25 protein-coding genes, 2 tRNA genes and 1 other RNA gene are annotated in these 27,000 nt (G+C 52.1%); 25 read left to right on the forward strand and 3 right to left on the reverse strand.

What is annotated here, in order from left to right:
• Position 1 precedes the first annotated feature (1 nt).
• The gene (locus tag K6V98_RS05995; protein WP_222199628.1) at positions 2-475 is read left to right on the forward strand and encodes a VanZ family protein; all 474 of its coding nucleotides are present in this window, start codon (positions 2-4) and stop codon (positions 473-475) included.
• A gap of 406 nt (positions 476-881) precedes the next feature.
• Here the strand turns inward: K6V98_RS05995 and K6V98_RS06000 are convergent, their stop codons facing one another.
• Both K6V98_RS06000 and K6V98_RS06005 read right to left on the reverse strand, forming a co-directional pair.
• A complete protein-coding gene (locus tag K6V98_RS06000) occupies positions 882-1,178 on the reverse strand; it encodes a YjcQ family protein (protein ID WP_222199809.1) in 297 nt (98 codons plus the stop codon).
• A gap of 284 nt (positions 1,179-1,462) precedes the next feature.
• Positions 1,463-2,761, reverse strand: coding sequence for a phage minor capsid protein (locus K6V98_RS06005; RefSeq protein WP_222199629.1), 1,299 nt, complete (start codon positions 2,759-2,761; stop codon positions 1,463-1,465).
• Positions 2,762-2,971: 210 nt separating this feature from the next.
• On the opposite strand from K6V98_RS06005, the gene K6V98_RS06010 reads away from it, so the two are divergent.
• From K6V98_RS06010 to K6V98_RS06120, 23 genes are all read left to right on the forward strand, one after another.
• Positions 2,972-3,048, forward strand: a tRNA-His gene (locus tag K6V98_RS06010).
• A 25-nt stretch (positions 3,049-3,073) separates the two neighbouring features.
• Positions 3,074-3,150 (forward strand) — tRNA-Lys (locus tag K6V98_RS06015).
• Positions 3,151-4,412: 1,262 nt separating this feature from the next.
• Entirely contained in the window at positions 4,413-4,595 is a 183-nt protein-coding gene (locus K6V98_RS06020; protein ID WP_222199630.1) for a hypothetical protein, read from the forward strand.
• A 73-nt stretch (positions 4,596-4,668) separates the two neighbouring features.
• A complete protein-coding gene (locus K6V98_RS06025) occupies positions 4,669-4,977 on the forward strand; it encodes a YjcQ family protein (protein ID WP_222199810.1) in 309 nt (102 codons plus the stop codon).
• Positions 4,978-5,438: 461 nt separating this feature from the next.
• A complete protein-coding gene (locus tag K6V98_RS06030) occupies positions 5,439-6,125 on the forward strand; it encodes an HAD family hydrolase (protein WP_306792801.1) in 687 nt (228 codons plus the stop codon).
• A gap of 24 nt (positions 6,126-6,149) precedes the next feature.
• Positions 6,150-7,148 (forward strand): tRNA threonylcarbamoyladenosine dehydratase, encoded by a 999-nt coding sequence (locus K6V98_RS06035; RefSeq protein WP_222199631.1) that lies wholly within the window; start codon positions 6,150-6,152, stop codon positions 7,146-7,148.
• Entirely contained in the window at positions 7,145-7,912 is a 768-nt protein-coding gene (locus K6V98_RS06040; protein WP_222199632.1) for a TatD family hydrolase, read from the forward strand. Before K6V98_RS06035 ends, K6V98_RS06040 begins: the two co-directional genes overlap by 4 nt.
• 455 nt (positions 7,913-8,367) lie before the next feature.
• Positions 8,368-10,047 carry an energy-dependent translational throttle protein EttA gene (gene ettA / locus K6V98_RS06045; protein ID WP_222199633.1) on the forward strand — a complete coding sequence of 560 codons (1,680 nt, stop codon included), beginning with the start codon at positions 8,368-8,370 and terminating at the stop codon, positions 10,045-10,047.
• 144 nt (positions 10,048-10,191) lie between these two features.
• The gene (gene murC, locus K6V98_RS06050; RefSeq protein ID WP_222199634.1) at positions 10,192-11,652 is read left to right on the forward strand and encodes a UDP-N-acetylmuramate--L-alanine ligase; all 1,461 of its coding nucleotides are present in this window, start codon (positions 10,192-10,194) and stop codon (positions 11,650-11,652) included.
• A 1-nt stretch (position 11,653) separates the two neighbouring features.
• Positions 11,654-12,565 (forward strand): UDP-N-acetylmuramate dehydrogenase, encoded by a 912-nt coding sequence (gene murB / locus K6V98_RS06055; RefSeq protein ID WP_222199635.1) that lies wholly within the window; start codon positions 11,654-11,656, stop codon positions 12,563-12,565.
• The gene (locus K6V98_RS06060; RefSeq protein WP_222199636.1) at positions 12,522-14,144 is read left to right on the forward strand and encodes a cell division protein FtsQ/DivIB; all 1,623 of its coding nucleotides are present in this window, start codon (positions 12,522-12,524) and stop codon (positions 14,142-14,144) included. Before murB ends, K6V98_RS06060 begins: the two co-directional genes overlap by 44 nt.
• Positions 14,145-14,386: 242 nt before the next feature.
• Entirely contained in the window at positions 14,387-15,511 is a 1,125-nt protein-coding gene (ftsZ, locus tag K6V98_RS06065) for a cell division protein FtsZ (RefSeq protein ID WP_222199637.1), read from the forward strand.
• A 78-nt stretch (positions 15,512-15,589) separates the two neighbouring features.
• Complete coding sequence (locus K6V98_RS06070) at positions 15,590-16,381, forward strand: purine nucleoside phosphorylase YfiH/LACC1 family protein (protein WP_222199812.1); 792 nt, start codon at positions 15,590-15,592, stop codon at positions 16,379-16,381.
• Positions 16,382-16,609: 228 nt separating this feature from the next.
• On the forward strand, positions 16,610-17,455 hold the full coding sequence (locus K6V98_RS06075; protein ID WP_222199638.1) for a phosphate signaling complex PhoU family protein: 846 nt from the start codon (positions 16,610-16,612) through the stop codon (positions 17,453-17,455).
• 77 nt (positions 17,456-17,532) lie between these two features.
• Positions 17,533-18,273 carry a YggS family pyridoxal phosphate-dependent enzyme gene (locus K6V98_RS06080; RefSeq protein WP_222199639.1) on the forward strand — a complete coding sequence of 247 codons (741 nt, stop codon included), beginning with the start codon at positions 17,533-17,535 and terminating at the stop codon, positions 18,271-18,273.
• 67 nt (positions 18,274-18,340) lie between these two features.
• Positions 18,341-19,063, forward strand: a complete 723-nt coding sequence (locus K6V98_RS06085) for a cell division protein SepF (protein WP_222199640.1) — start codon at positions 18,341-18,343, stop codon at positions 19,061-19,063.
• Between the two features lie 6 nt (positions 19,064-19,069).
• Positions 19,070-19,345 carry a YggT family protein gene (locus K6V98_RS06090; RefSeq protein ID WP_371734532.1) on the forward strand — a complete coding sequence of 92 codons (276 nt, stop codon included), beginning with the start codon at positions 19,070-19,072 and terminating at the stop codon, positions 19,343-19,345.
• Between the two features lie 43 nt (positions 19,346-19,388).
• On the forward strand, positions 19,389-20,057 hold the full coding sequence (locus K6V98_RS06095; RefSeq protein WP_222199641.1) for a DivIVA domain-containing protein: 669 nt from the start codon (positions 19,389-19,391) through the stop codon (positions 20,055-20,057).
• A gap of 521 nt (positions 20,058-20,578) precedes the next feature.
• Entirely contained in the window at positions 20,579-21,628 is a 1,050-nt protein-coding gene (locus K6V98_RS06100) for an inorganic phosphate transporter (protein WP_222199642.1), read from the forward strand.
• A 53-nt stretch (positions 21,629-21,681) separates the two neighbouring features.
• On the forward strand, positions 21,682-22,308 hold the full coding sequence (locus K6V98_RS06105; RefSeq protein WP_222199643.1) for a DUF47 domain-containing protein: 627 nt from the start codon (positions 21,682-21,684) through the stop codon (positions 22,306-22,308).
• A gap of 41 nt (positions 22,309-22,349) precedes the next feature.
• An RNA gene (rnpB, locus tag K6V98_RS06110) (RNase P RNA component class A) lies at positions 22,350-22,707 on the forward strand.
• 65 nt (positions 22,708-22,772) lie between these two features.
• Entirely contained in the window at positions 22,773-23,408 is a 636-nt protein-coding gene (locus K6V98_RS06115; protein WP_222199644.1) for an IMPACT family protein, read from the forward strand.
• Between the two features lie 28 nt (positions 23,409-23,436).
• Positions 23,437-24,420 (forward strand): alpha/beta fold hydrolase, encoded by a 984-nt coding sequence (locus tag K6V98_RS06120; protein WP_306792803.1) that lies wholly within the window; start codon positions 23,437-23,439, stop codon positions 24,418-24,420.
• Between the two features lie 431 nt (positions 24,421-24,851).
• Here the strand turns inward: K6V98_RS06120 and K6V98_RS06125 are convergent, their stop codons facing one another.
• On the reverse strand, positions 24,852-26,240 hold the full coding sequence (locus K6V98_RS06125; RefSeq protein WP_222199645.1) for a chloride channel protein: 1,389 nt from the start codon (positions 26,238-26,240) through the stop codon (positions 24,852-24,854).
• A 273-nt stretch (positions 26,241-26,513) separates the two neighbouring features.
• Here K6V98_RS06125 and mscL point away from each other — a divergent pair, with 273 nt between their 5' ends.
• Positions 26,514-26,984 carry a large conductance mechanosensitive channel protein MscL gene (gene mscL, locus K6V98_RS06130; RefSeq protein ID WP_222199646.1) on the forward strand — a complete coding sequence of 157 codons (471 nt, stop codon included), beginning with the start codon at positions 26,514-26,516 and terminating at the stop codon, positions 26,982-26,984.
• The last annotated feature ends 16 nt before the right edge of the window (positions 26,985-27,000 follow it).

Raw genomic sequence — 27,000 nt, forward strand, 5'->3', positions numbered from 1 at the left:
CATGTCAGAGCGGTCGCGACAGCGTATATGGCTTGTCGCATCGGGCATTATGGCTCTGTTGATTTGGGGCAACTCGCTGGTTCCTGGCGTGAGGAGCGATGCTGCGAGCCATGCCGTGCTTTCGTGGGCAATAGGAGGCTTAAGCTGGCTGGGAATCCATGCGGGCTGGCTTACCAATTTGGTTATTCGAAAAGCAGCACATCTGACCGAATATGCCGTACTTGCTGTGTTTGTTCTCAATGCGCTGCATCGGCCAGATGAGCTTCATCAATCGCAGGCAGGTTTGCTTGTTCGAGCGATATTGCTGCTTGCAGTTGTGGCAAGTATCGACGAGATGATTCAGCTAGTTGTGCCAGGTCGATCAGGCCAGGTGCTTGATGTTGGTATTGATTGCTGTGGAGCTCTCATGGGCTCAGCTTGCTGGTTGTTAGGGACGGCTTTTTTGACGCGACGAAGCCAGCGCACGCCTGTGTGAGTGGTGCATGGCCGTGTCTTTGCTGGCTGCATGCTTAGTGTGATTCTAAGTAGGGGGTTATATTTAGTACATTTATTGTCCTCGAAGCACAGATTTGACGCCAAGTGCGGGCAAAAATGGGCGAAACGGCACCAAAATGCACGCTTTCCCACTCACAGCAAAGTCTAGGCATGGCTTGAGCCTCAAGTTGACCCTCATCATTTTTTCCGAAGCCCCTTTTGTCCCATTTTTCGCGTTTGTTCGGCGGTTCTCTCCGCGATCGGGTGCCGCTTCGGTTGCGGCATAACCATATGAGGCGTTGGCCGCCTCCTGCCGATTGGTATGTTCGTAGGTACGTCACGCAGCAAAAGAAAAGGGCTCCGCACATGCGAAGCCCTAAAAGCCCGTATTTCGTTGGAATGTATGTTTAGCCCATATTCGCAGCACGTACAAGAGAAGCGACGGCAGCCTCAAAGGCAGTGCCTGCAAGCTTTCGCGCTTTTGCCATCATGGCGTTTTCGCTCAGGTACTCAGCTCCTGCAAGTGTGAGGCGAGTCTCGCGAAAGATAACACCTGTACTACCGTCGATATAATCAGTAACAGAAATACCACTCACGAGACCATCGTCTGCCAGCGATGTAAGTACCGTAGCAAAATAGCGATCAGAAACGCCTGCGGCCTTTTCTGCTAGTTCTTCAACAGGCTCAACGCCGCCTTTTGGCAGGCATCTAGATAGCGAAGAACGCGGTAGGCCACGGCGTGCATGTCATCACGGTTCATCGATGATCTCAATTGAAGCGATCTCTTCGCAAGGGAAGTCTATAAGAGCGCCACCCTTAGTCCGGAAATTATCAACCGTCTCCTTAACCAGAAGCCCTCCGTTAGGCATGTCAGGCTCATTCACGGGCAAGAGAAGGTAGATCGCAGTGCCTTTGTACTGCCCCCCCCCACTGATGCTAGTGATCACTACCCGCTTGCCTAAGGCTTTCTCGACTTGGTCAAGGTTCATTAGATGTCACTCTCCTTTAGACTTGTCGGCACCGCGTGCACCTGCGTTTTCCCGTAATGGATAAAGACTGAACGAGCAGGAACTTCCACATCCCCCTTAAAAACATCATACCCAATGACCCGATCTAGGGTCACAATCTCCTGCTTTCTCCAGCTTCCACGCTCAGCTATGCGAACCTTACCCTTTCCCGCATGCTCAAGGATCATTTTCTGGACGTCTTCTACCGTCGTGCCATCAAGGAAGTAACTCGGCATGGTCTCTCGCTTGCCACTCTCTACGTTGGCGCGCTCTTGTTCGTAGTTTCTCTCACCTCGGATATGCTTTTTCTGCAGCCCAGTATTTACGGTATGCTGAACCCCTTTCTTAAGAAGCTTATCCCTCTTATCTTCTGCCCGAGCGATATTCAGGCACCGCTTTAACGCCGTGCTCTTTGCTTGCGCATCCATGCCGATTAGGTCGTTGTACTCGTCCTTTATCACGCGCAGCACATGTTTTCGGGCTACCCCGGCTTTTTCAATTGCTGCGATCTGAGACGGAAGGGCAACATACCCTTTCGTTCCGAGCCTTTCAGCCTCTACCCCTCGCAACTTTAGCGGCTCACCAGAGGCGCTATATGCCCGCTCACGAGCCGGGCGGCGTACTAGTTCGGGATGCTCTTTTAAGAGGCTTCTTTGCCGCCTCTGTGCCGCTCCAAGCCGAATCCTTGCCTGTGTATCGTCAAGCCCTGCCGCAGTTAGGGCATCCGCCTCGCGCTTTGCTGCTCTGATTACGCGCTCGTTATAGCGCTGCCGCTGCGTTGCTCGATAGGTCTCTTCTGGATTGAGTCCTTGTTCTTCGTCCGGGTTCTCGCTCCATCTCTTTGCCCTGCCAGGCGTATAGGGTGCCACCGAATGGCGGCAGTTTGGCTCATGTAGCCCGGCGAGCGCTCCTGATTCCTCCAGCCCTGGATAGCGCACGCCGTCAATTTCTACCGGGCCATCAAGCCCATAGATGCGCCCTTGCCACTCTTGGTGCGTCGGACGCGCGCCCACGTGCGAATCGACCTCAACCAGTCGCACGCCCAAGCGCGCGCACGCCTCCAGCGTTCCGTCGGTCGCTGCACGCTTGACAAGCGTCTGGATATGGCGGCGCACTGCCACGTCAGGCTGAGCCGCTCTGCCGGTTCGGTAGTCCACGACCCGCACACCCCGATCGGCAAGCTTTTTAACTGCTTCTGCTACGCCCTCTTCGTATGCAAGCTCAGAGCGAGCCACGCGCGGCAAGACCTCCGCCACAGCTTCTCGATACGCCTGTGCCATCCCTTACAGCCCTATGGATGAGAAACTGGGAGTGAATGCAAATAATTCCTTCCAACAATTCGTTCGATAGCGCTGGCTATTCTGGATACGAAGTTTGACAATCAAGGAGCGCGAGCTTAAGCCTTGTTAACAGAACTTACAAAAAATAAGGCTTGCGTCCTCCTTACCTAACGTGCATAATGAGCAAGCGCTTTGCGCGAGGGATACACGGTGGGTGTAGCTCAGTTGGTTAGAGCGACGGACTGTGGCTCCGTAGGTCGAGGGTTCGAGTCCCTTTACCCACCCCACTTCCTTCCCTTGCCTCGCACATATGGATCGTTAGCTCAGCTGGCCAGAGCAGGGGACTCTTAATCCCAAGGTCCAGGGTTCGAATCCCTGACGATCCACCATAAAACCTCAGGTAGGGCACCGAGTGTGGTGCCCTATTTTCAATCATTTTTCTGTCTCATATGGTTATGTCGCAACCGAAGCGGCACCCGATCACGGAGAGAACCGCCGAGTAAACGTAAATAATGGGCTATAGGATGAAGAGTCTATCCGACGTGGTTGCGGAGCGTGAACTACGCAAGCGCGTCACCGAGTTGCGATCCCTCAAGCGTCTACTCTTCGTTAACCATCGTGGCGAGGTCGTTTACATCAAATTGAGAAACTGGGTAGTATTCGTAATGAAGACGCCCGGACAGTATGCATTGTACCTTCCCCGGGCGTTGTTCGTGTCTTGGCTGCCTTCACTCGATTTTCCCGGAATTAAATTATGTGGATCTGGAAAGCAGTAGCTTTGAGGTTGGACAAAAAGTGTGCTCTTTCTTGTGGTGTTCTCACTGGTAAACCGCACTATTTCGAGTTTGAAAATTGAATTTGATCTGGAGCTGGAAATAAATAAAACAAGTGTTATAGGAAAAAGCGTGTTCAGATTTTACAAATATCAGAGCTAGAGCATGTTACATACGTTTTTCAATTTCTTTATATAGGGGTATCCCGAACTAGTACGCCGCCCGGCTCGTGAGCGGGCATATAGCGCCTCTGGTGAGCCGCTAAAGGTGCGAGGCAAACACGCCGGAGTTGGTGGTGTGCGTGAGAAAGAATGGCCGAGGCGTGAGAAGGGGGAACGTAATCGCTATTCCGTAAACTACAAAGCCGTGACCGGGAAAAGCTATGCCCAAAGATTTCAAAGCTCAAGCGTATCGAACCGGACGGCAGAGAGCCTACGGATTGAAGCCGTTCGTATTTTGCGGGAATGTGACGGTAAGGATTATGAGCGAATGGTTGCCGTTTCGTGTCGTACTGGCAAACGTGTGGCGCCTACGTTTGACAATAAGCCAAGCAGGCTCCGATGCGCATTTACAGCAGCTGATGCGCGAAAGATTAATTCTGAACCAGGAGGCGTGGTGACGCTGCACAATCATCCGGGAAGCAGTGCCCCGTCATGGACTGACATAAAAACAGTGGCTACAAACTCATGCATCAGGGCATCATTAATTGCATGCCATGATGGGACTGTGTATGAGGTAAAGTGCGATGAACCGAGGATCGTAGATGTGTTTAAGCACTATATAAAGGCCGTGAAGAATGAAAAACCAAACGTTTCAGATCTTGGTATAATCCAAGCTGACGCACTAAATATGTTCTTGCAGAGCAGGGAGGCGAAGAAATGGCTGACGATCCGAAAGCTGGGCGCTTAACAAACGAGGAGCTTGAAGAGCTTGAGGAGAGTGGAGCTATCTTTTGTTATGCCCCCATCTTCACTGAAGAGGAGAAAGCGCTTATCGGTAACATGCCTCCTTTAAGTGAAGAGCAGCATAGAGAGATATTTAGAAAGTGCGGTCTAGTATAAGCAATAAGGTGACCTCGATGAACCGTGATGATATGCACGCTGTTGCCTATCGCGTTCTTCGCTATCTAGATGCCTGCCAAAAGGCGGCGTTGAGCCTGTTGAAGAACTAGCAGAAAAGGCCGCAGGCGTTTCTGATCGCTATTTTGCTACGGTACTTACATCGCTGGCAGACGATGGTCTCGTGAGTGGTATTTCTGTTACTGATTATATCGACGGTAGTACAGGTGTTATCTTTCGCGAGACTCGCCTCACACTTGCAGGAGCTGAGTACCTAAGCGAAAACGCCATGATGGCAAAAGCGCGAAAGCTTGCAGGCACTGCCTTTGAGGCTGCCGTTGCGTCTTTCGTCGCTTCTCTTGTACGTGCTGCAAATATGGGCTAAGCATACATTTCAACGAAATACGGGCTTTTAGGGCTTCGCATGTGCGAAGCCCTTTTCTTTTGCTGCGTGACGTACCTACGAACATACCAAGCGGCAGGAGGCGGCCAACGCCTCAGATGGTTACGCCGCAACCGAAGCGGCACCCGATCGCGGAGAGAACCGCCGAACAAACGTAAATAATGGGACAAAAGGGGCTTCGGAAAAATTGTTGAGGGTCAACTTGAGGCTCAAGCCATGCCTAGACTTTGCTGTGAGTGGGAAAGTGTGCATTTTGGTGTCGTTTCGCCCATTTTTGCCCGCACTTGGCGTCAAATCTGTGCTTCGAGGACAATAAATGTACCAATAGTAACCCCCTACTTAGAAAACCGATGAGAATGCAAGCGGTAAAACGTGAACGTGTACATATTCCCGTTCAGTGCTGATACACTGCAGCTATGTCGTACGTAAGGAGAAGAGCGTATATGTCGGCTGATCACATGAAATGTTTGGATGAGTCAGGAAAGCCTTTTGCTGCGGCTATCTTTGATATGGATGGTGTCATCATCGACTCGGAGATCATGTATTTGCGAGAATACCTCGAGATGTCTCAGGAATTTGGCATGGGACTTACCGAGCAAACCGTTTTTGATCTCGTCGGTGGTTCGAACCAGGAGTTCAAGCGCGCTCTCGTATCATGGTGGGCTGCAGCAGGCAGAACCTACACCGAAGCGGAGGCAGAGGCGGCGTATCATGCGTGGGCAGAACCCCGTGGGCGAGACTATCGCGCCATCATGAACCCCGGCGTGTTCGAAACGCTCACTGATCTAAAGTTGCGCGGGATTCGCTTAGCACTTGCCTCATCTTCACCTATGGATAATATCTGTGAGGTGCTGGATGCGTGCGGTCTTGTTGACATGTTTGAGATCGTAGTCTCTGGCGATGATTTTGAAGAAAGCAAGCCAAATCCTGCGGTGTATCTTCATGCGGTTGAAAAGCTTGGTCTCAAGCCGGGCGCTTGTTGTTGTATTGAGGATTCAGTCCCGGGCATTACCGCAGGCAAACGTGCTGGTTTAACGGTCATTGCGAAGCGGGAAGAGCGCTTTGGATTTTCTCAAGACGAGGCAGATTTGATTATTGATGAAATTCCGGATCTCTTGCAGGTTCTGTAAGGTAGAGCCCCAGTGAAACAACTCATGAAAAGCAAGCAGCTGCAAAGTGGCGTACAGCCTAGGCAATCTGCAACGCCAGTCACTCACGATCAACCTGATGCAAAACTTTTGCCCATTCTAGGCATCTCAGGCCTTTTAGCCCTCGAACAGGCTCGCGTGCTTGTTTTAGGGGTAGGGGGTGTGGGCTCAAATTGTGCCGAATCACTTGCACGAGCCCGTGTGGGCACCTTAGCAATTGTTGATGCCGATATCGTTTCGCTCACCAATATCAATCGCCAAGCAATTGCTTTTATGAGCACGGTTGGGCGTCCAAAAGTCGAGGTCATGCAGGACATGATTCACGACATTAATCCCGACTGCGCCGTTATTGCTCGCCAGACCCGAATTGAGGCTGCGAGCGTTTCGGTCTTGTTTGAGGAACTTGAAGAGGCTGTTGGTGGGTCGTTTGACTATATTATTGATGCAATCGATACCGTTTCGGTTAAGCTTGCTCTTGCTGAATTTGCGCAAACTCACGACCTTACGCTCATTAGCAGTATGGGTGGAGCAAACAAGCTGCACCCAGAGTGCTTGCGTATTGCAGATATTCACCAAACGGTGAACTGCAGGCTCTCGCGGATTATTCGCAAAGAATGCCGACGTCGAAAGATTCGCCACCTGAAGGTTCTCTATTCGTGTGAAAAGGCTCAGGTTGCAACCGCTCCAGTAGGTACTGAGCGCCACGAACGAGCAGGTATGGGAACGGTTCCTTATATGCCAGCGATCATGGGGCAGATGATTGCTGGCGAGGTCATTCGTACGGTTACCGGTGTGGGCTCAGACCCAGATACAGCCTCAAAGCGTTCTGCGCCGCCTGCCCAGACTCAATCTCTAGGAATTACTGTGGAATCATATGCACCCGAGACGAACTCTGATGCACGTGGTCAATGTCAAGCCTTCGGCAAGGGTGCGGAGCCTGTTTGCGATCAAGTAAGGCCATGCACTTCAGAAATCGAATTACAACGGCGTTCGGTTGAGTTATGACCTATCGCTTCTACGACATGCACTGCCATATTGATCACATAGCAGATGCTGAGTCGGTACTCTCGCATGCTCATGAGCTCGGTTGCGCTTTCTTATGCACGCCGGTCACTCCGCGAGAATCAAAATTGGCAGAGGAGCGGTTTGCAGCGCACCCGAATGTTCAAGTTGCGTATGGACTGCATCCCTGGTGGATTTCAGGCGACGATGATCAGGCGGTAGTAATTGCTGAGGCTGTTCGAGATGTGAGGCATGCACGTTTTATTGGCGAGATTGGCTTGGATTTTAGTAAAGCGCACCTTCCCATGCGGGGCGCTCAGGTTGAGGCCTTCGGGTGGATGTTACAGGCACTGGCTGAGCATCAGCATGCCGGGCGAGTTCTATCCTTGCATGCCGTAAAATCAGCTGGGCTTGTCCTCGATATGCTTGAACGCTTTGATCTTACGTCTTCTGCAACGTGCATCTTTCACTGGTTTTCGGGAACAAGTGACGAGCTTGGTCGCGCACGGGCGCTGGGGTGCTCCTTCTCGGTAAGTGAGCGAATGCTTGCGACTAAGCGTGGTCGGGAATACGCTCGGATTATTCCCGAGGAGTGCCTATTGCTCGAAACCGATGCTCCTCCAACCTTCGATACTTCCTATCCGGCAGAGAAGATGCTGGCTTCGCTTGAGGCAATCATAGAGCAGCTTGCCACAATTCGTGGGACAAATCGCCATTCACTTGCTGCACGCATTGCCGAGCGCTCGTCTGAGCTGCTTGGTATCTAGTCATTCATCTTGTAGCTCGTATACGGTATTTCGCACACAGGTAGCACCCATCTGAGGCGTCCCAAGCTGGAGGGCTTGCTCATAAAGGCTACAGCCCACGTTGCATGACGCATTTAGTTGAGCCGCATCAAGCTGGAGGCGCGCTCGGGAGGTAGCTCCCGCGTTACTGCATTGCACGCGGCTGGATTATGCCAGCTGAAGGGAGCTGTTCAAATGGAGCGTTCGCCCATGAAGGTTACAGCCCACGCTACTCGAATTACTCAACCTCGAACACGCCAGTCGAAAGAGCCGATCAAACAAAGCGCCTGCTCATAAAGACATCAATCAGTACTGCTCGACACGCTCCGCTGCATCATACCTAGGCGGAGCGGTTTGGGTATTTTGACGCAGGTAAGCTTAAAGCCCGTTTCATAAGATACCATCTTCATGTTCACTGCAGTATTAAGGGAGTGCTCATGGCTGAGTTCATCTATCAAATGCATCAGGCTCGCAAGGCTCACGGCGACAAGGTTATCTTGGACGATGTGACGCTGAGCTTTTTCCCCGGTGCCAAAATTGGCGTGGTAGGTCCAAATGGCATGGGAAAGTCTACCTTGCTCAAAATTATGGCTGGCATAGAAGAGGTTTCCAACGGTGATGCACGGCTTACCCCGGGGTATAGCGTTGGCATTTTATTGCAGGAGCCTCCGCTGGATGAGGACGCAACAGTCATTGAGAATGTGCGCCAAGCCTTCGGTTCAGTCTTGGCTCAAGTTGATCGATTCAACGAAATCGGCAATCTGATGGCCGAGCCTGACGCAGACTTTGATGCCTTGATGGCTGAGATGGGCAAGCTCCAAGATGAGATTGATGCAGCCGACGGCTGGGATATTGATTCCAAGCTCTCTGTTGCCATGGACGCCTTGCAACTTCCCGATTCTGATACGCCGGTGTCGCAGCTTTCTGGTGGTGAGCGCCGCCGCGTTGCTTTATGCAAGCTCTTACTTGAGGCTCCTGACCTGCTGTTGCTCGATGAGCCGACCAACCACTTGGATGCAGAGAGCGTGCTTTGGCTTGAGCATTTCTTGAGCACCTATCCAGGTGCTGTTTTGGCTGTTACGCATGACCGGTATTTCTTGGATCACGTTGCTGAGTGGATTTGCGAGGTAGATCGGGGTCGGCTCTATCCGTACAAGGGCAACTACACCACGTATTTGGAGACTAAGGCCGCTCGTTTAGCCGCTCAAGGCCAGCGCGAAGAGCGTTTGGCCAAGCGCATGGCAGCAGAGATCGAGTGGGTGCGCTCAAGCCCCAAGGCACGCCAGGCTAAGAATAAAGCTCGTTTGGCACGCTATGAAGAACTGGAAGTCGAAGCTCGCACAAGTCAGCGTCTGGACTATACCGACATCCGTATTCCAGTCGGCCCTCGGCTGGGTTCTAAGGTTCTTGAGGCACGTAATCTTTGCAAAGAATTTGATGGCCGCGTTCTCATTGATAACCTCTCATTTTCCTTGCCTCGAGCGGGAATCGTGGGCGTTATCGGTCCAAATGGTGTAGGTAAGTCCACGCTTTTCAAGATGATTATGGGAGACGAGCCCCTTACCTCAGGCGAGCTGGAGGTTGGCGAGACCGTTACGATCTCGTATGTAGATCAGAATCGTGCAGGTATTGATCCTGAGAAGACGCTTTGGGAGACGGTCTCAGACGGCTTGGATACCATGCATGTGGGGGAGAGCGAAGTACCTTCTCGAGCCTATGTAGCGAGCTTTGGATTTAAGGGGTCAGACCAGCAAAAACGGGCTGGGGTTCTTTCTGGCGGTGAGCGTAATCGCCTCAATTTAGCTTTGACCCTAAAACAGGGCGGCAATCTCCTGTTGCTTGACGAGCCAACGAATGACCTTGATGTAGAAACCCTGTCTTCTCTTGAGAGCGCGCTTTTGGAGTTTCCTGGCTGCTCGGTTGTGATTAGCCACGACCGCATGTTCTTAGACCGTGTTGCTACACATATTTTGGCTTGGGAGGGAACGGATGAACATCCAGGTGCTTGGTATTGGTTTGAGGGTAACTTTGAAGCCTATCAAGAAAATCGTGTAGCGCGACTCGGAGAAGACGCGGCGCGCCCGCATCGCATTCGGCGCAAGCTCACGCGCGACTAGCACGGCCACACCGCATTCGCGAAAGCTCACATGCAACTAGCGATTGTGGCAGAGAGGCGCTGTGTTCGCGCCTGATCCGCTGTAGCTCGCTGCGAATGCCCTATACTAGCCCTTGGTTTTAACCGTTCCCGCCTGGAGGAGCCTATGCCCACCACTACTTCATCTCACCAAACTGCTGCTACGTGCCCTCACACTCCTCCTCAATTTAAAAAAGTCCACTTTATTGGTATTGGTGGAGCGGGTATGAGCGGTATTGCTTTGGTGCTGCATGAGCGCGGTTTTGAGGTGAGTGGCTCTGATCTTAAAACGTCACGGTATATCCGTCGTCTGTTGGCAGCTGGTATTCCGATTCGTATTGGGCATGAAGCGTCTGCTATTGATGAGATCACACCTGATGTTGTAGTCGTCTCAACCGCCATTCCAGAATCAAACCCAGAGCTTGTTCGTGCGCGTGAGCTGGGGATACCGGTATGGCCTCGAGCCAAGATGCTCTCGGTGCTCTCATGCGGCCAAACTACGATCGCAGTTGCCGGTACTCATGGGAAAACAACTACGTCTTCTATGTGTGCCACTATGCTCGATCGCATGTCGCTCGACCCCAGCTTTCTGATTGGCGGCATTGTTGAGGGATATGAAACAAATGGTCGCAATGGCAACGGTGCCTATTTTGTTTGCGAGGCCGATGAGTCGGACAGCTCGTTTCTCTTTCTTCACCCCCATATTGCAGTGGTGACCAATGTTGAGGCTGACCACCTTGATCACTATGGATCTTTGGCAGAGATTGAAGATACCTTCTGTGAGTTTATGTCGTTGGTGGGCGAGGCCGGCGTTGTGGTTGTGTGTGGGGACGATGCTCGCTTGGCAGAACTGGCAGCACGCACCGGTAGGCGCTTTGTTACCTATGGCTTTCATGAGACAAACGACGTGATCGTACAAGCTCAGGCATCTGCTCCAGAATCAGCTTCTACCTTTGAGCTTATTTTCCCTCAAGGCGAAAAGCACACAGTAGAAATTCATAGCAATCCTGGGCGTCATAATATGCTGAACGCCGCAGCTGCCTTAACGGTTGCTCACGAGTTAGGTCTTGATACTGTAGCAGCTGCCCGGGCGCTCTCCAGCTTTGAGGGAGTTCGTCGCCGCTTTACGCGGATTGGCGAGATTCGCGGTGTCTCGATTGTGGACGATTATGGGCATCATCCAACGGAGATCAAGGCCACGCTTAAAGCCGCAGCTTCTTTGGGCTATGAGCATGTGTGCGTGGTGTTTCAACCGCATCGGTATTCGCGGCTCGAAGCCCTGTTAGATGGCTTTGCTGATGCTTTTGCCGATGCCGACCGGCTCATCCTCATTGATGTTTTTCCGGCAGGTGAGATGCCAATCCCAGGTGTTACCTCAAAGATGCTTGCCGATACGGTAGCTGAGCGTCACCCGAATTTGACCGTGCGTTATGCTCAAGATCGCACTGAACTCATGGCTGCCATTGATGAGCTTGCAGGTGCAGGAGATGTGCTTATCACGATGGGTGCAGGGGATGTGACGACCGTCGGCCCTGAATACCTTGAGCGCGCCGCTGAGATGCTCGCAAGCGACCAAGATACTCACTAGCATGGCATTTTTTAACGCGACATATCGGCTATCAGAGCAGATTGATACCGATGTCATAGAAGGTGAGCGCCTTGCGCGTCATACGAGCCTGCGGATTGGCGGCACCGCAGATCTCTTCATAACCTGTCATAGCTATCATGCCTTGCGCCGGACGATCGAGGTCTTATCTCGAGAAGAAGTTCCATGGGTCGTTTTGGGTAAAGGTTCAAACATCTTGGTAGCCGATGATGGCTATCGCGGTGCTGTGGTTACCTTAGGTGCTGGGTTTGCCCGCTTTACCGTTGCAGAAGATGGCTGCACAATCACGGCTGGTGCGGGGGCAATGTTGCCGCGTTTGGTCAATGAAGCACTAACACGCTCGCTGACGGGTCTTGAGTTTGCTGTCGGCATTCCTGGCACCGTTGGCGGAGCAGTTTCTATGAACGCGGGATCGCGCGAGGAATGGGTTGGCGCGCGCATTCGTGACGTGGTTACCTATAAGCCCTGCGAGGGAATTGTTCACCGCAGCCATGATGAGCTGGTATGGGGGTATCGCTTCTGTTCACTCCCACACGATGAGATTCTGCTTGAGGCAACCTTTGAACTCGAGCATGCGCCCAAGCAAGATGTACGCGAGCGCATGGAGCGCCACCTTTCTCGCCGTCGCCGCACACAACCTGTTGGATCGGCAAGCTGTGGATCTGTTTTTAAGAATCCAGAAGGCCATGCCGCTGGCGCTATGATTGAAGCCTGTGGCTTGAAAGGTTGCGTTTCGGGAGGTGCAGAAATCTCTCCGATTCACGCAAACTTTATTGTAAATAAGGGTTCGGCTCGTGCTGCAGACGTACTTGATCTGATCAAGCGCATGCTCGGGGAGGTGAAGGCGGCGTATGACATCGAACTTAAACCCGAAATCAAATTCCTCGGGTTCTAAGTCCTCAAAACCTACCTTTCGCCGCGCTCCTGCCGGCTCAGCTAAGCGTCGTCGTTCTGCCGGAGCTGATGGTTCGCTGGTGGGAAGCTCTTCGCTATCGAGTGCTACCAGCTCACGCACGTCATCTGGCGTTTCGTCCCAGGTGCGTCCGAGTGTACGCTCTGCTGCTTCAGGTAAAACCTTCGGTGCCTCTACGCGTCGTTCTCGGGGTGCAGGTTCGAAGAATAGAGACTTTTTGGCACAAGCTGGAGACGCGCCACGTTCTTCGTATGGTCGAAGGCCAGCTGCGCGCCCGGGTTTATCTGGATCTCCAGCTTCTCGGAAGCTCGAAACAGGACCTCGGGCTCCACGATTTGTCAAAGCAAGTCCTCGACCAAAGCAAGCGCCTCCAGCTCGTTCAGAAGCACGAAGCTCACGTGTATCAACGGGAGGATCAAAGGCACCCCGCCAGCGTAAGGTAAATGCTCAAGCTCCAGCCTTTGGCCTTCGCCTCCCGTTTAGCAAACTTCGTGCCGAGCATGGCTCCGACGCTGTTACAAACACATCTCGACCACCGCGACGTGCATCTGCTCGAGCGCTGAGCGAGAATATGCGCTCAGCCTTTGCCCGTATGCCGCGCCCGCATGTACCAGCATCGGCTGGCCATCTTCGGGGTCGCATCATGCTCGGTGCTGGAGTACTCATTACGCTTGTTTTGGCCTTTTTTATCGTTGCTCATTCGCCGCTTTTTGCTGCCACCGATATTGAGGTAAAGGGCGGATCTCATGTGAGCGCCGAAGAGCTGAAGACCTTGCTTGACCTTCCAGAAGGGATCACGCTACTCAATGTGAACACGGGAGCTATTCGCGACAACGTGAAGCGGAGCCCTTGGGTTCAAGATGTAAAAATCGAGCGACAGTTCCCTCATACCTTGATTATTGAACCAGAGGAACGTTCGGTGGCTCTTATTGCCTATATGCCCGCAGACGATGTTGCTTGGGCAATCAGTACCGATGGGATATGGATTGCTCCTGTGTCCACGGTAGCTACGCTCAACGCAGATGGTTCGTTGGCCATTGAGGCTCCTTCGGAGGCAGCGCCAGATACCGCAACTGTCGCGTCCGGTGAGGGTGGAGAGGGTTCATCCCACGATGCAGGTGCTGAACAAGCTACAGAGGCTGCGCCGGAGCAAGGTACCCAGCAGCCTTCAGAAGATTCGGGCATGCATCAGGTTACTGGGGTGGCAGCTGCAGCTGCAATCGCGCGCAACTCCGGGGCAATTTTGCTAACCGATGTTGCTGCCGATGTGGATCCATCGAGTGGCAAAGCAGTCTCTTCTGAGGTCATTAAAGCTGCGCTTGCATATGCAACGGGGTTTTCCTCAGAGTTTGTGGCACAGATTAAGTCTATGTCAGTGGCCTCTGTTGAGGCGATTTCTGCTAGCTTGACCTCCGGTGTTGAGGTTTCGCTTGGCACACCAGAAAATATTACGACCAAGGAGCGCGTGGTAAACAAGCTCTTAGAGCAGCAAGAAGGCGTGACTTATATCAATGTGAGAACGCCGGATGCCTATACCTTCCGCTCAGCACCTGCGAGCTAGTGGCTTGTGCGAACTATTCCTGCGTATATGCCATTTACCGACGGTGGACGTGCGAATGGTTTCGATATTCATCTGGGCTTTTCTAGCACCTTTCATGAAAACGGCTGCATAATTTGACTTAGTGCTCGAAATTGTGCAAAGATACCGTGATTTACCTTGATGTTTAATCTCAACTTGAAGGTTAACGTTGCGAATCGACCGTACTCGCATCCGCGAGACCCCGATGTTCGGAGGACCGATACATGCACGAGAACGAGATCAACAACTACCTTGCCGTCATAAAGGTTGTGGGTGTCGGCGGTGGTGGCACCAACGCAGTGAACCGCATGATCGAAGAGGGCATTCGCGGCGTTGAGTTTGTGGCTATCAATACCGATGCCCAGGCTTTGGCTATCTCTGATGCCGATATTAAGGTTCACATTGGTACTGATCTTACTCGTGGCTTAGGTGCCGGTGCCAATCCTGAGGTTGGCCGCAAGGCAGCAGATGAGTCGCGCGATGACATTGCTGAGGCACTTGCCGGTGCAGATATGGTCTTTATCACCGCAGGAGAGGGCGGCGGTACGGGTACCGGCGCTGCTCCCATCGTTGCAGATATTGCCATGAACGAGGTTGGTGCTCTGACGGTTGCCGTGGTAACCAAGCCCTTTACGTTTGAGGGTCGCAAGCGCAAGGGCGCTGCTGAAGAGGGCATCAAGACCCTTTCTGAGAGCGTGGATACCCTCATTGTGATCCCGAACGATAAGCTGTTGGATATTGCTGAGAAGAAGACCTCCATGCTTGAGGCCTTCTCTATGGCCGATGGCGTGCTTTCTCAGGGTACCCAGGGCATTACCGATCTGATTACGGTTCCGGGTGTTATCAACCTTGACTTCGCAGACGTGAAGACCATCATGCGCCAGGCTGGTACCGCCATGATGGGCATCGGTGTTGCCTCTGGCGATACCCGTGCTGTTGACGCTGCACAGCAGGCAATTTCTAGCCGCTTGCTTGAGAGCTCGATTGATGGCGCAACCCGCGTTCTGCTCTCCATTGCTGGTAGTAAAGATCTTGGTATCCAAGAGATCAACGATGCTGCCGACCTGGTAGCGAATGCGGTTGATCCTGAGGCCAATATCATCTTTGGTACGGTTGTAGATGAATCCTTGGGCGATCAGGTTCGTATTACCGTGATTGCAACTGGTTTTACTGATGCAAATGTTCGTCGCCAGGATGATCTGTTTGGTCAGCGCAGCTCGCGTCCATCTGACACAACGGCTCCTGCTGCCACAAGCACGCCTGCCGCTCCTTCCAGAAACACCGATTTGCCAAACTTTGGCAACGAGCAGTTTGAGCTCCCCGATTTCTTAAAACGCGGTAGCTTCTAGGCTTGCACGTACATCTCGTTATGGCACCGGGGGCATGTTTGCCCCCGGTTTTGTTTAAGGAGCAACACCTTGGTTGAGATGAAACGCATGTGTATAGGTGATCTGTGCTGCATTGCAGCTACAGAAAGTAGGCTTCGTTTTGGTTTTACTGAGCGTACCGGAGGCGTGTCCGCCGAGCCCTTTTTGAGCTTGAACTTAGGTGAGCATGTTGGTGATGATCCGGCTGCGGTGTTAGAGAATCGCCGTCGGGTGCTTGCTGCCTTTGGTGTTGAGGATGCTGAAGATAAGCTGATCGTTCCGCGTCAGGTACATGGAACAAATCTGGTGAGCATTACCTCGTCTGATGCTCACGAGCTTTCTGCTGCTCGACGTCTTGCGCGCTCTGGTGCCGATGGCATTATCTGCACTGCGCCGGGCGTGCCAATTCTGTTGTGCTTTGCCGACTGTGTACCGGTTATCCTTACCCTTGGTGCGGCTTTTGCGGTTGTCCACTCTGGATGGCGTGGTACCTTGGCGCGCATTGCTGCTGGGGCTGCCCTTGAGCTCGCGCGTGTAACCGGGTGCACGCCAGCTGAGATCTCAGCCTATATCGGACCTCATATCCAAGGATTTGAATACGCCGTATCCGATGATTTGGCTGCTCAGTTTTTCTCTGAGTTTAGACGTGCGATCTCGCCTGAACACCCCGGCATGATTAATCTATCTGAGTGCATACAAGAAGCTCTGTGTGATGTAGGAGTTAAGAAGGCTTCCATCTTTGATACGAAGCTCTCTACTGCGAGCGGGACTGATCGCTTCTTTTCCTATCGTGCAGAGGCGGGCACTTGCGGCAGGCATGGTGCCTTTGCGGTGTTGTTGCCTGAAGCCTAGATGATTGCACAGGTCTTATTAACGGAGTGAATCCGTTGGAGTGATGTGTAACAAGGGGAGTGAATTCCCACGAAGCAGGTGAGCGACCAAGCGGAGTCAAGACGGCCTTATACGTCCTAACATTTCAACCCTTACGATGTACACACGATTCCCTTACATAGTCTTGTCTTCTTGCTGCCACACTGATCAGGGCAGTAGCCAGTAATCGTCATGAATGGAGATTCATCCATGCGCAAGCTCTTTTCTCATCAACTCATCGAAGCACGCCACGAGATGCTTTCAATTTTTGAAGCCCTTGATCTCACGCTTCACGATGCCGTCCGTGCCTTTTTAACCGATGATACTGAGCTTGCCGCCAAAGCTCGCGAGGAGACCTTGCATATTGATGCGCGTTGCGAAAATCTTGAGGTTGTTTGCTATAACCTCATTTCAATGCAAGGTCCTATGGCTTCTGACTTTCGCACCTTGCAAACTATCAATTTTGTGAACTACAACCTCCAGCGTATCTGCGATAAGGTACGTCGCATTGCTCGAGCAGCACGTAAGAAGGTCAAGGCAGATATCGATTTGCCATCTGAGCTAGCCGATCTCATTGAGCGCCAAGCCTCAGATGTGTATCGGGTACTCGGCCTGACGATTAGTGCCTTAGTAAATAGCGATATGACCTTGGCTCGTGCGCTCATTGAGCAAGATGAGCCTGTTCATGAAATGTACGAGCGTTTCTTCCGTGCCTACAACCGCATTGGTGCTGAGCAGTTGGCTGGCGATAGCTCTCTGGATGATTTGCGTCGCGTCATAATGGTTGCGCGCTATCTCGACCGGATTGCTTCCATCTCAATCGACGCCGCTTCACGGATTACCTTTATGCTGACCGGCCAGCGTTGGAGCTTGGCCGATGTTGCCGATGCAGATACCGATGAGCTGGAAGATATGAGGATCCCGTCAGGAGAGGGAACAATCCTGAATCCTGCTCGCGATGCTCGCTTTGTTGCTCGTGTCCCGCTTGATGAAGTTGATGAGCAGTTGGCTGAGCATATTCGTCGTCTCAATGATGGATCTGAGGATCACGCATAAGAAGGCTGGGATCTGTCTTTTTGTGTGAGCTGCTTGCGCTACCATGAGCCTGAGCCATCAGAAACAGGAGTGCACACATGCTAGATGCCTATGAGGACGGACTCAAACACCGCTTCTCTGAGATTCGTGAGCGTATCTCGTCTGCAGCTGCTGCAAGTGGCCGTTCTGCAGACGAGGTACGTATAGTTGCAGTTTCAAAGACGGTAGGAATTGATGAGGTGTTGGCGGCCATTCGAGTTGGCTATCGCTCTTTTGGCGAGAATCGTCCACAGGAGTTACATGCCAAGCTGCAAGGCCTTGCCGCTGCTTCGCCTGAAGTTACTCCTCACTTTGAGCTAATTGGAAACTTGCAAACCAACAAAATTAATGCAGTGCTTGGTCGCGTTGATCTGATTCACTCCATCAGCTCGATGCACTTGGCGCGAGCAGTCTCGAAGCGCGCAGAGCGCCTGGCAGGGGAGGATCCTCATTTTTCTGAGCAGGCGGTGCTTCTTGAGGTGAATGTCTCAGGAGAGCGTACCAAGGCTGGATTTTCACCCGATGAACTCCGTGCTGCAATTGATGATTTGAAGGAGCTTTCTGGCATTCGGATCTGCGGACTGATGACCATGGCACCACGGGGCAACGCTGATGAGGCGCGTCACTGCTTTGAGGGCTTGCGTCTCTTGCGCGACGAGCTTGTTTCTTGCCACCCAGATCTTAATCTCGTAGAGCTTTCCTGTGGGATGAGCGAGGATTTTGAGGAGGCCGTCTCAGAGGGTTCTACAATCGTTCGACTTGGTAGAGTGGTCTTCGATCCTGTGTTTGCGCTAAAATAAACAGATCGGACACAATGCCGATCTTGCACATGAGATCTGAACGCACCAGGCAGAGAGGCGGGGAAGTATGGGCTTCCTAGATGAGATCAAAGGCAGACTCCCCTTTGGTCTGGGCGGCAATGCCGCCTACGGTCATGAAGATGATGACTATGTCGATGAGTATTATGACGATCCTTCGCAGGATCCCTATGGCGATGATGCGTATCATATGCCCGATTCGGCGTATCCAGCTCGAGCAGATGATGGCCAGCGTTCCGGCGTGCTTGGCCAGACGCGTCGCGGTGAGGCAGAAAGCATCGCCGTCTACACCCGCAGCGGTGAGTTGGTAGGGGATGCGGATCGCCATGTTTCAACCTATGCTCCACCTGCTCGTAGCGCAGATGCTGCGATGCGCCCTGGTGCGTATGACACGCCATCGAGCTATGCTGAATCCGTTCGGTATGCATCTGCTGCCCCGGCAAGCTCGCCCGATCCTATAGCAACTCGCACAGCTCAAGCCATTCATGCAACACCGCAGCTTCCTGCATTTATTTTGCGGCCAGAGAGCTATGACGATGTTGAGACTGTCGTTCGCCGTGTTCGCACCAAGCAACCGGTTGTTTTGGTCTTTGCTGGTGTGAGAACCGAGGTTGCCAAGCGCGTGCTTGACTTTAGCTATGGTTTTGCGTGCGGTCTTGGTGCAACTGTCCGCGAGCTCGGAGACCGTTTATTCATTGTCCTTCCGGCGGGTAGCGAGGTTCGGGAATCCGATCTGGCAAAACTTCGCCAAGAGGGTTATCTCAAAAAGTAGGCCTACGTGTTTTTATCGATCATGAGACTCACTGAGTCACTGTTTAACTTCTATAGCTTGCTCGTTCTCGTGTACTGCTTGCTCTCATGGTTCCCACGTAGGCAAGACGGCCTGATCTCTGATCTGGCTGCAGTTTTAGCCTCAATTGTTGAGCCATATTTGAGCATCTTTCGGCGAGTCATTCCACCTATTGGAGGCATGGATTTCTCGCCAGTAGCGGCAATTATTGTGCTTAAACTGGTTGAGCAGATTGTTCTTACTACTATGATGTCTATGGCCTAGATCGCGAGCTTTCGCGTATCCAGCAACGAAAGGACTGTTATTCATGGCTATTACACCGGCAGACATTCAAGTCCAGCAATTTAGCAAGGCAAAGCACGGATACAACCCAGTTGAGGTCGATGAGTTTTTAGAGCGCATCTCAGCTGAGGTTGATGCAATGCTCAATAAGATTGTGGATTTAAAAGGTCGTTTGACTGCTACCGAGCAGCAGCTTGCAGAGGCTCGATCCGAGCTTGAGCGCGAGCGCACCTCTGGTGGCTCTGCGTTGGCAGCTCCTGCTGCGGTGGTTGAGCCTTCCACAGCTGCAACTGAGCGCCAGATCTCTGCAGCCCTCATTGCTGCCCAGCAAACGGCAGATGCCATTGTTGCTGAGGCTAACGATAATGCAGAGCGTATTCGCACCGAGGCGGATGCGAAGGCGCGCGAGGTGATTCGCCAGGCTCTGGCTGAGAAGCAAAATGAGATTGCTGAGATTGATCGCTTGAAGGCATCCCGTGAGGAGTTTAAGAATCAGTATCTGAACCTCATTCAGCACTTCATGGATGATGCTCAAAACTCCTTTCCAGCTGAGCTCATGTCCAACTTGCCAACGGGATCGGGATCTCCTGCATCCCCGGCGCTGACCATGCCAGCAGCTCCTGTTCAAGCTCCAGCACCGGCTGCTGACCCCTTTGCGCCTCAGTCCAATTTTGCTATGGATGATCTCGACTAGGCTCTAGCCCGCACGCATAATAGGAACTGCAGCTACTCTGTAGTGCTCAAGACAAGAGATGTTGAGCACAAGCCTCTTCGCAACAGCAATGTTTTGCGAAGAGGCTGTTTGTTTTGGATGGAAACCAGGCTCTTCCAGTTCAACTGATCGTTTGCGAGTCATCTGTTTCAACGCCCGAGCACCTGCATGATATCGATCAACCTCAGAATCCCAGTATGTGAGCCGCCAGCTTTCTTTCGTTCGAGCACCGGCTCACTATCGTTCGAGCACCGACTCATACTCGAAGGCGGAAAATACGCGTTCGTTGCCTGATGTAAGGCGACTCGATCCCGTTGGAGTACCTCTTTTTCCTGATTCAAAATCGCTCAAACTCACCTCAAGTAACGTGAGACCTTACGATAACCTTACACAGCAAATCTTAAGTATGGGCAATGTATGCTTCTCGTAATGCTATGCTAGACGCGATTCTGACACAGAGGGGTGTCTTTCAGAACTGCATCCCCGAGAAGGAAGAGTTGACCGTGGACGTATCGTTATCCTACTTCGTCCAGCAAGTGCTTTCGTCGCCAGCGCTTGCTATTACTGTTGTGCTCACATTGGGCGTTATCTTCGTTAATGGGTGGACAGACGCACCAAACGCCATTGCCACCTGTGTTACCACGCGGTGTATGCGCGTGCGCCCAGCAATTATCATGAGCGCCATTCTGAACTTCTTGGGCGTTTTGGTCATGACGCATATTAATGCCAGCGTTGCATCCACCATTTCGAATATGGTGGATTTTGGTGCAGATACTAGCAATGCCATCGTGGCGCTTTGCGCAGCCCTGTTCTCCATTGTGGTCTATAGCGCAGGTGCCGCTAAATTTGGTATTCCAACCTCAGAGAGCCACAGCCTCATTGCTGGCCTTACTGGTGCCGCACTTGCCCTTGGAGGAGCGAGTGGTATCAATATGGATGAGTGGGCAAAGGTGATCGTTGGCCTGGTGTTCTCGCTCATCGGTGGCTTTTTGTTTGGCTATTTTGTTTGCAAGGCAGTAACCATGTTGTTTGCACGCGTTGAGCGTCGTCCGGCCAACGTGTTTTTTAAGTACGCACAGATCTTTGGCGCAGCTGCAATGAGCTTTATGCATGGAGCTCAGGATGGCCAGAAGTTCATCGGCGTGCTCTTTTTAGGTATGGCCTTTGCAAATGGACACCCAAGCGTTGAGGGTGTCATTATTCCAGTTTGGCTGATGCTTTTGTGCTCCACCATGATGGGTGTTGGTACCTCGGTGGGTGGCGAGGGCATTATTAAGGCCGTGGGTATGGATATGGTCAAACTGGAAAAGTACCAAGGCTTTTCCGCAGATTTGGCCAGCTCACTTTCACTTTTAGTCTTCACCTTAACGGGTGTTCCTGTTTCTACGACTCATGTAAAAACGAGCGCCATCATGGGCGTGGGTGCGGTGAAGCGTCTTTCTGCTATTAATTTCTCTGTAGTCAAAGACATGATGCTCACCTGGGTCTTTACCTTCCCAGGCTGTGGTCTCATTAGCTTCATCATGGCAAAAATCTTCATCCTCATTTTCTGATCGCATCTGCGTATCAGGTTTGCGTATCGTCGAACATCGAGAGAGGAACCACCATGGCAAAGAAATCCGATGAGTTCTACTTCAATACTTTCATCAAGTGCGCTGAAATTTCTAAACGTGCCGCACAGATGTTGTTCGAGATCATGGAAAACTTTGATCCCGAAACGATTGAAGATGCACTCTCGCGCATGCATGAGCTCGAGAATGCGGGAGATGAGTTGAACCACGAGATTTCTGACGCCTTGGTTTCTGCTTTCATCACGCCTATTGAGCGTGAAGACATTGCCATGCTCTCAGAGCGCCTCGATGCGGTAACCGATCATATTGAGGGTATCTTGCATCGCATTTACTTCACCAATGTGCGTGAAATGCGCCCGAGTGCGCTCAATATGGCTGGCATGATCGTGAAGGCCTGCGAGAGCATGGAAGAGCTGGTGCGCGAGCTCCCACGCTTTAAGCGGTCGAAGACCTTAAAGAATCAGGTTGTTGCGATTAATACGATGGAGGGGGAGTGCGACGAGCTCTATATTGAGTCGATGCGCAGGCTCCATACAGATGCTTCCCTCGAAACGCTTGAGGTTATTGCCTGGCGAGACGTGTATACCTTCTTGGAGATTACAGCCGATAGCATTGAGATGGTTGCTGAGACGATCGAAAACGTCGTCATGAAAAACTCTTAATCCTGCGCCTGGTAACGGCTCGGATGTTACAATCCTTGTGCGAAGCGGGTCAGACGATCGCGCGACCCGGGGCTTTCCGGGCGTGAGGAAAGTCCGGGCTCCAAAGGGCTGGATGCCGGCTAACGGCCGGGCGGAGTGATTCGACGGAAAGCGCCGCAGAAAAGAAGACTCCCACTGGCGGGCAACCGTTAAGGGAAAAGCTGAAACGGTAGTGTAAGAGACTACCAGCGTCGTGGTAACACGGCGGCTTGGCAAGCCCCATCCGGAGCAAGCGCGAATAGGAGTGCTATGGATCTGCCCGATCCGCACTCGGGTAGCGTGCGAGGAGCCATGTGGTAACGCATGGACAAGATAAATGATCGTCCACGACAGAACCCGGCTTATCGATCCGCTTCGCTTTTCTTATCCGCTCCTTGAATTTGTATGTTGCTTTGAGCACGGCTTCGCATACGTTGGGAGGTAGCGTGGAGGCCTATAAGACACTCCGGCCTGGCACGCGCGTGTGTGCTGAGCTTCAAGATCGGCGTTCTCGCTTTATTGCTGAGATTGCGCACGTATCATCTGAAGAGGAAGCTGCTGCCCATCTTGCAGGCCTGAGATCTGCTCATCATGCAGCTCGCCACCACGTTCCGGCTTGGATTTTGGCTGACGGAACTGAGCGTGCAAGCGATGATGGTGAGCCGCAGCGCACGAGCGGTATGCCGACGCTTGAGGTGCTTCGCGGCTATGGCTTACGTGATATTTCCTGTGTAACGGTTCGCTATTTTGGTGGTGTCCTTTTAGGTCCGGGCGGCTTGGTACGTGCGTATGCGGGCGCTGCGCGCGCAGCAATTGAGCAGGCTGAATCAGAGCAGATGATTATTGAGATGTGCCCGGTTGCTCCGGTAGCTCTCACCCTTGAATATGCTGATCATGCCCGCGTTTTGGATCTTGTAGAACGCTTAGGAGGCAAGGTTGTTCGCACCGACTATAGCGACAAGGTTCAGGCTCACCTTCACTTTCACGCAGGTCACGAGCAGGCTTTTTTGATGGCACTACGTGAGGCGCTTGCAGGCAACGAGCAGGCTCAGGTGGAGCCCGTGTGCTTCACTGAGTTTTAAGATCGATCTCAAAGAGTTGGGAATCGCTATGGCAAGTTCCATTCAAATGGAAACGTTAACCTTTCTGAGCGCCGATGGCACCTCTCAGGTATTCGCTCGGCTTTGGATGCCTGAGCCGGAAACTGCTGTGCGCGGGGCAATTCAGCTTGTGCACGGCATGGAAGAACATGGCGGTCGCTACGAGGCCTTTGCAGACTTTCTTGCGCATCTGGGCTATCTGGTTGGAATTCATGATCATGTGGGCCACGGTCATACCGCGCCTGATAGGGAGCGTCTTGGGCATATCCCGTTTCGTGGAGGCTCCAAAATTTTGGTTGAAGATACGCATGCCATGCATGACATACTTCGCACACGTCTAACGAGTCTGGATCAGGCGCAGGAGCCTGTTCGAGGCAGCGAGAAGCCGTTGATTCTTTTTGGCCACTCCATGGGAAGCTTTGTTGTGCGTTCTTATCTCGGTCTGTATGCAACCGGAGTATCGGCTGCAATTATTTGCGGAACCGGTCAGCAGCCGGGTGCCTTGCTGAGCTTTGGAAAGCTGATGACTGCCCTGCTTGCACGTTTTCACGGGGAACATACTCAACTTCGCTTGCTTGATACCTTAGTTACCGGTGGCTTTTCTCGAGCAATCAAAAGCGCTCGTACGCCGCTTGATTGGCTCTCAGTTGATCCTGCAGTTGTGGATGCGTATCGCGCAGACCCATGCTGCGGTCATCGGTTTTCAGTGGGTGGATACCGCACACTGATCAATCTTTCGGCTGAAGCTCAAAGCAAGCGTCGAGCGGCAAAGATTTCAAAGGATCTTCCGCTGTTGTTTATTGCCGGTAGTGAGGATCCGGTGGGGGATGCTGGAGTCGGCGTTGGGCGTGCAGCTGCAATGTATCGCTCAGCAGGCCTTACCGATATTGAGGTCATTTTGTATGAAGGATACCGCCACGAAATCTTAAATGAGCCGTGCCGAAAGCGCGTGATGCAAGATATTGCTTCATGGCTCTCGGCTCACGATCTCTAAGTACGTATTGTTTTAAGAAACCGAACCATGTCCTAGAAAAACAAGAGATCAAATAGTGAGACGAATTACAAGCATTATCAAATCTGAAGACTTTGGAACAATGAGCTTTGCCCCCTAAGGCAGAAGTGCTGCGAATCCCTGAAGCGGGGTAGACTAAGAAACAAACATCGGTGAGGGGCTATCTGGCAGTACCTACTCTATGCAGATATTCTCACCGAAGCACGTATAAAGCGTTGGAAAACGGTAACCCCGGCAATACAGCCAAAGCTGGTGATCGTTCCGGGGTCTTCGTGACCAATGGTAGCACAGGAGGGCAGGCTATGGCTAGTACGGGAGTACGTGGTTGGGATCCCCAGGTCATGCTGAGCCTGCTCTCAGCTGAACGTATGTCTACCTGCTCAACATCTTGCGGCTGAGAAAGTATCGTCAAACTACTCGCTCTTCGTATCTACCGGGTTCATTTCTTCCACATGTGCAATAGCTTCTGCCACCGTATGCCGTGCATCAGGGGTAAGTGAGCGACGCTTTGGACTCATAATGCGCTGAGCGGTGTATACGCCATGATGGCCGGTGATGAAGTAGCTCACAAAGACCACAATGACAAAATAGTGCATACCAACGCCACCAAAAAGATCTATAGCGAGCATGATGGTAGTAACAGGCACATTTAAAGCCGAGCCAAAAACGGCAAGCATACCTAAGGCGGCAGGAAGTGTTGGATCTAAACCGACCAGTGTGCCGAGCCAGCCACCAAGTGCAGCACCGATTCCAAACAGCGGGGTCACTTCTCCGCCTTGAAAGCCCGTTCCGAGTGTCAGACAAGTCAGGATGAGTTTTGATGCTACGTCGATCAAGCTTGTTTTTCCGGCAAATGCGGCAGGCACCATCCACTCAGAAAGACCGGCGTAATGCCGTGCTCCCGTAAAGAGAAAGAGGAGTGTTAACACGATCGATCCAGCAAGAATAGGAACGATATAGTGCCCTGCCCAACGCGCATAGAGTTGCTTAATCGTCCGAATAAGTGCGGTGAAAAGGCGAGCAATCCAACCAAAGATAATTGCAGCGACAAGAGACAAGCCTAAGGTCTTAATCGAAAGCGCAGGAACCGCCGTAATCAGATTGACTCCGTGGTGCGCTCCCAAAAAACGAGCAACTGCGTCGCCAGTAAACGAAGCAACGAGGCAATACAGGGCAACACCGTACTCCAGCTTTCCAACAAAGCACATCTCCATGCCAAAGAAGGCTCCAGCAAGCGGCGTTCCAAAAACAGCACCAAACGCCGCTGAAATGCCTGCGAGAACCAGATCACGATGATCATAGGTTTTAAGCTTTGCAAGCCCGCTGACATTACTTGCAATGGTGCCACCAATCTGCACCGCAGTACCTTCACGTCCAGCTGATCCTCCTGCAAGATGAGTAGCCACAGAACAGGTAAAGGTCAAAATAGCCATGCGAGCTTTGATTAAAAGGCCAGTTCCAGCGCTCTCAATAACGAGATTATTACCTTTCGTAGCGCGGCCACCATATGTTCGGTACAACCACACAGTCAAAACACCCACTACCGGCAAGAGGAGAAAGAGAGCTGGTTGGCCTTCGCGGACGTGAGTTACAAAAGACAGCGAGCTTAAAAATGCCCATGCAGCAACTCCCATCAGAACAGAAACGATAAGGACCAAGCAGAGAAGGCGTCCACTATCGCGAAAATTGTGCAGATCACGGCGGGCAAGAAAGCCAACACGGTGATGATCAGTTAAAAGCCCGCCAGCGATTTCTTCGCGCAGCCGACGGGCAAGATGAATCCGGCGCAGGATCGATGCCATGTGTACCACCTTTAAAAGAACTGAGAGGATGTACTCACCATGCTACAACCTTCAAGGCGCAGACGCTTCTGCAGATCTTATAAAATTTCTACCCCCTGCAAACCGCACTGAAAAGCACAAATCATAAGCCGAAAAACAGGCTAGAATCTCAATGCTTCAAACTGCACCTGCACAGTGGCGCACAGGTCATGACCTGGCAAAGGATATAAGCGCACGCTTTGGTGGTGCTATAGTGAGGATACACAAACGCAAGACTGCTCAGAGGAGATATACATGTCGCAGAAGAAAACGATTGTTCAGGAGTTTATGGAATTCATTTCCCGAGGCAATGTCATAGATCTTGCCGTCGGTGTCATTATCGGGGGTGCCTTTACCGCAGTTGTAAACTCCTTGGTTAAAAACATCATGCAGCCCCTCATCTCCTTTTTAACAGGCGGCGTAGATGGAGTAAGCGGGCTTTCTGTAAATCTCAGCGGCAATAGTATTGATTTCAGTGCATTCATTTCTGCAATCATCAATTTCTTACTGACCGCAGCTGCGGTATTTGCCATTATCAAGGCTATGAATCGATTCCATGCAGTAAAAGAGGCTGCAGCAAAGCGAATGGGTCTAGAAAAGCCCGAGACTCCTGCCGCGCCTGAGCCTCGACATTGCGCCTATTGCTTTGAAGAAATTGCTGACGAGGCTACGCGTTGCCCTCATTGCACCGCTAAGCTGGCAGGCTATACAAATCCTGATGAGTAAGAGATTGTAAAATTGC

The organism is Collinsella ureilytica (assembly GCF_019795105.1).
GTDB lineage: Bacteria > Actinomycetota > Coriobacteriia > Coriobacteriales > Coriobacteriaceae > Collinsella > Collinsella ureilytica.

What these genes read in the sequence shown, in the direction of transcription:
- ettA (WP_222199633.1), top strand. Translation starts at nt 8,368, where the DNA reads ATGGCTGAGTTCATCTATCAAATGCATCAGGCTCGCAAGGCTCACGGC.
- K6V98_RS06075 (WP_222199638.1), top strand. Translation starts at nt 16,610, where the DNA reads ATGCGCAAGCTCTTTTCTCATCAACTCATCGAAGCACGCCACGAGATG.
- K6V98_RS06040 (WP_222199632.1), top strand. Translation starts at nt 7,145, where the DNA reads ATGACCTATCGCTTCTACGACATGCACTGCCATATTGATCACATAGCA.
- K6V98_RS05995 (WP_222199628.1), top strand. Translation starts at nt 2, where the DNA reads ATGTCAGAGCGGTCGCGACAGCGTATATGGCTTGTCGCATCGGGCATT.
- ftsZ (WP_222199637.1), top strand. Translation starts at nt 14,387, where the DNA reads ATGCACGAGAACGAGATCAACAACTACCTTGCCGTCATAAAGGTTGTG.
- K6V98_RS06095 (WP_222199641.1), top strand. Translation starts at nt 19,389, where the DNA reads ATGGCTATTACACCGGCAGACATTCAAGTCCAGCAATTTAGCAAGGCA.
- mscL (WP_222199646.1), top strand. Translation starts at nt 26,514, where the DNA reads ATGTCGCAGAAGAAAACGATTGTTCAGGAGTTTATGGAATTCATTTCC.
- K6V98_RS06030 (WP_306792801.1), top strand. Translation starts at nt 5,439, where the DNA reads ATGTCGGCTGATCACATGAAATGTTTGGATGAGTCAGGAAAGCCTTTT.
- K6V98_RS06060 (WP_222199636.1), top strand. Translation starts at nt 12,522, where the DNA reads ATGACATCGAACTTAAACCCGAAATCAAATTCCTCGGGTTCTAAGTCC.
- murB (WP_222199635.1), top strand. Translation starts at nt 11,654, where the DNA reads ATGGCATTTTTTAACGCGACATATCGGCTATCAGAGCAGATTGATACC.
- K6V98_RS06080 (WP_222199639.1), top strand. Translation starts at nt 17,533, where the DNA reads ATGCTAGATGCCTATGAGGACGGACTCAAACACCGCTTCTCTGAGATT.
- murC (WP_222199634.1), top strand. Translation starts at nt 10,192, where the DNA reads ATGCCCACCACTACTTCATCTCACCAAACTGCTGCTACGTGCCCTCAC.
- K6V98_RS06085 (WP_222199640.1), top strand. Translation starts at nt 18,341, where the DNA reads ATGGGCTTCCTAGATGAGATCAAAGGCAGACTCCCCTTTGGTCTGGGC.
- K6V98_RS06125 (WP_222199645.1), bottom strand. Translation starts at nt 26,240, where the DNA reads ATGGCATCGATCCTGCGCCGGATTCATCTTGCCCGTCGGCTGCGCGAA.
- K6V98_RS06005 (WP_222199629.1), bottom strand. Translation starts at nt 2,761, where the DNA reads ATGGCACAGGCGTATCGAGAAGCTGTGGCGGAGGTCTTGCCGCGCGTG.
- K6V98_RS06120 (WP_306792803.1), top strand. Translation starts at nt 23,437, where the DNA reads ATGGCAAGTTCCATTCAAATGGAAACGTTAACCTTTCTGAGCGCCGAT.
- K6V98_RS06020 (WP_222199630.1), top strand. Translation starts at nt 4,413, where the DNA reads ATGGCTGACGATCCGAAAGCTGGGCGCTTAACAAACGAGGAGCTTGAA.
- K6V98_RS06035 (WP_222199631.1), top strand. Translation starts at nt 6,150, where the DNA reads ATGAAAAGCAAGCAGCTGCAAAGTGGCGTACAGCCTAGGCAATCTGCA.
- K6V98_RS06105 (WP_222199643.1), top strand. Translation starts at nt 21,682, where the DNA reads ATGGCAAAGAAATCCGATGAGTTCTACTTCAATACTTTCATCAAGTGC.
- K6V98_RS06070 (WP_222199812.1), top strand. Translation starts at nt 15,590, where the DNA reads ATGAAACGCATGTGTATAGGTGATCTGTGCTGCATTGCAGCTACAGAA.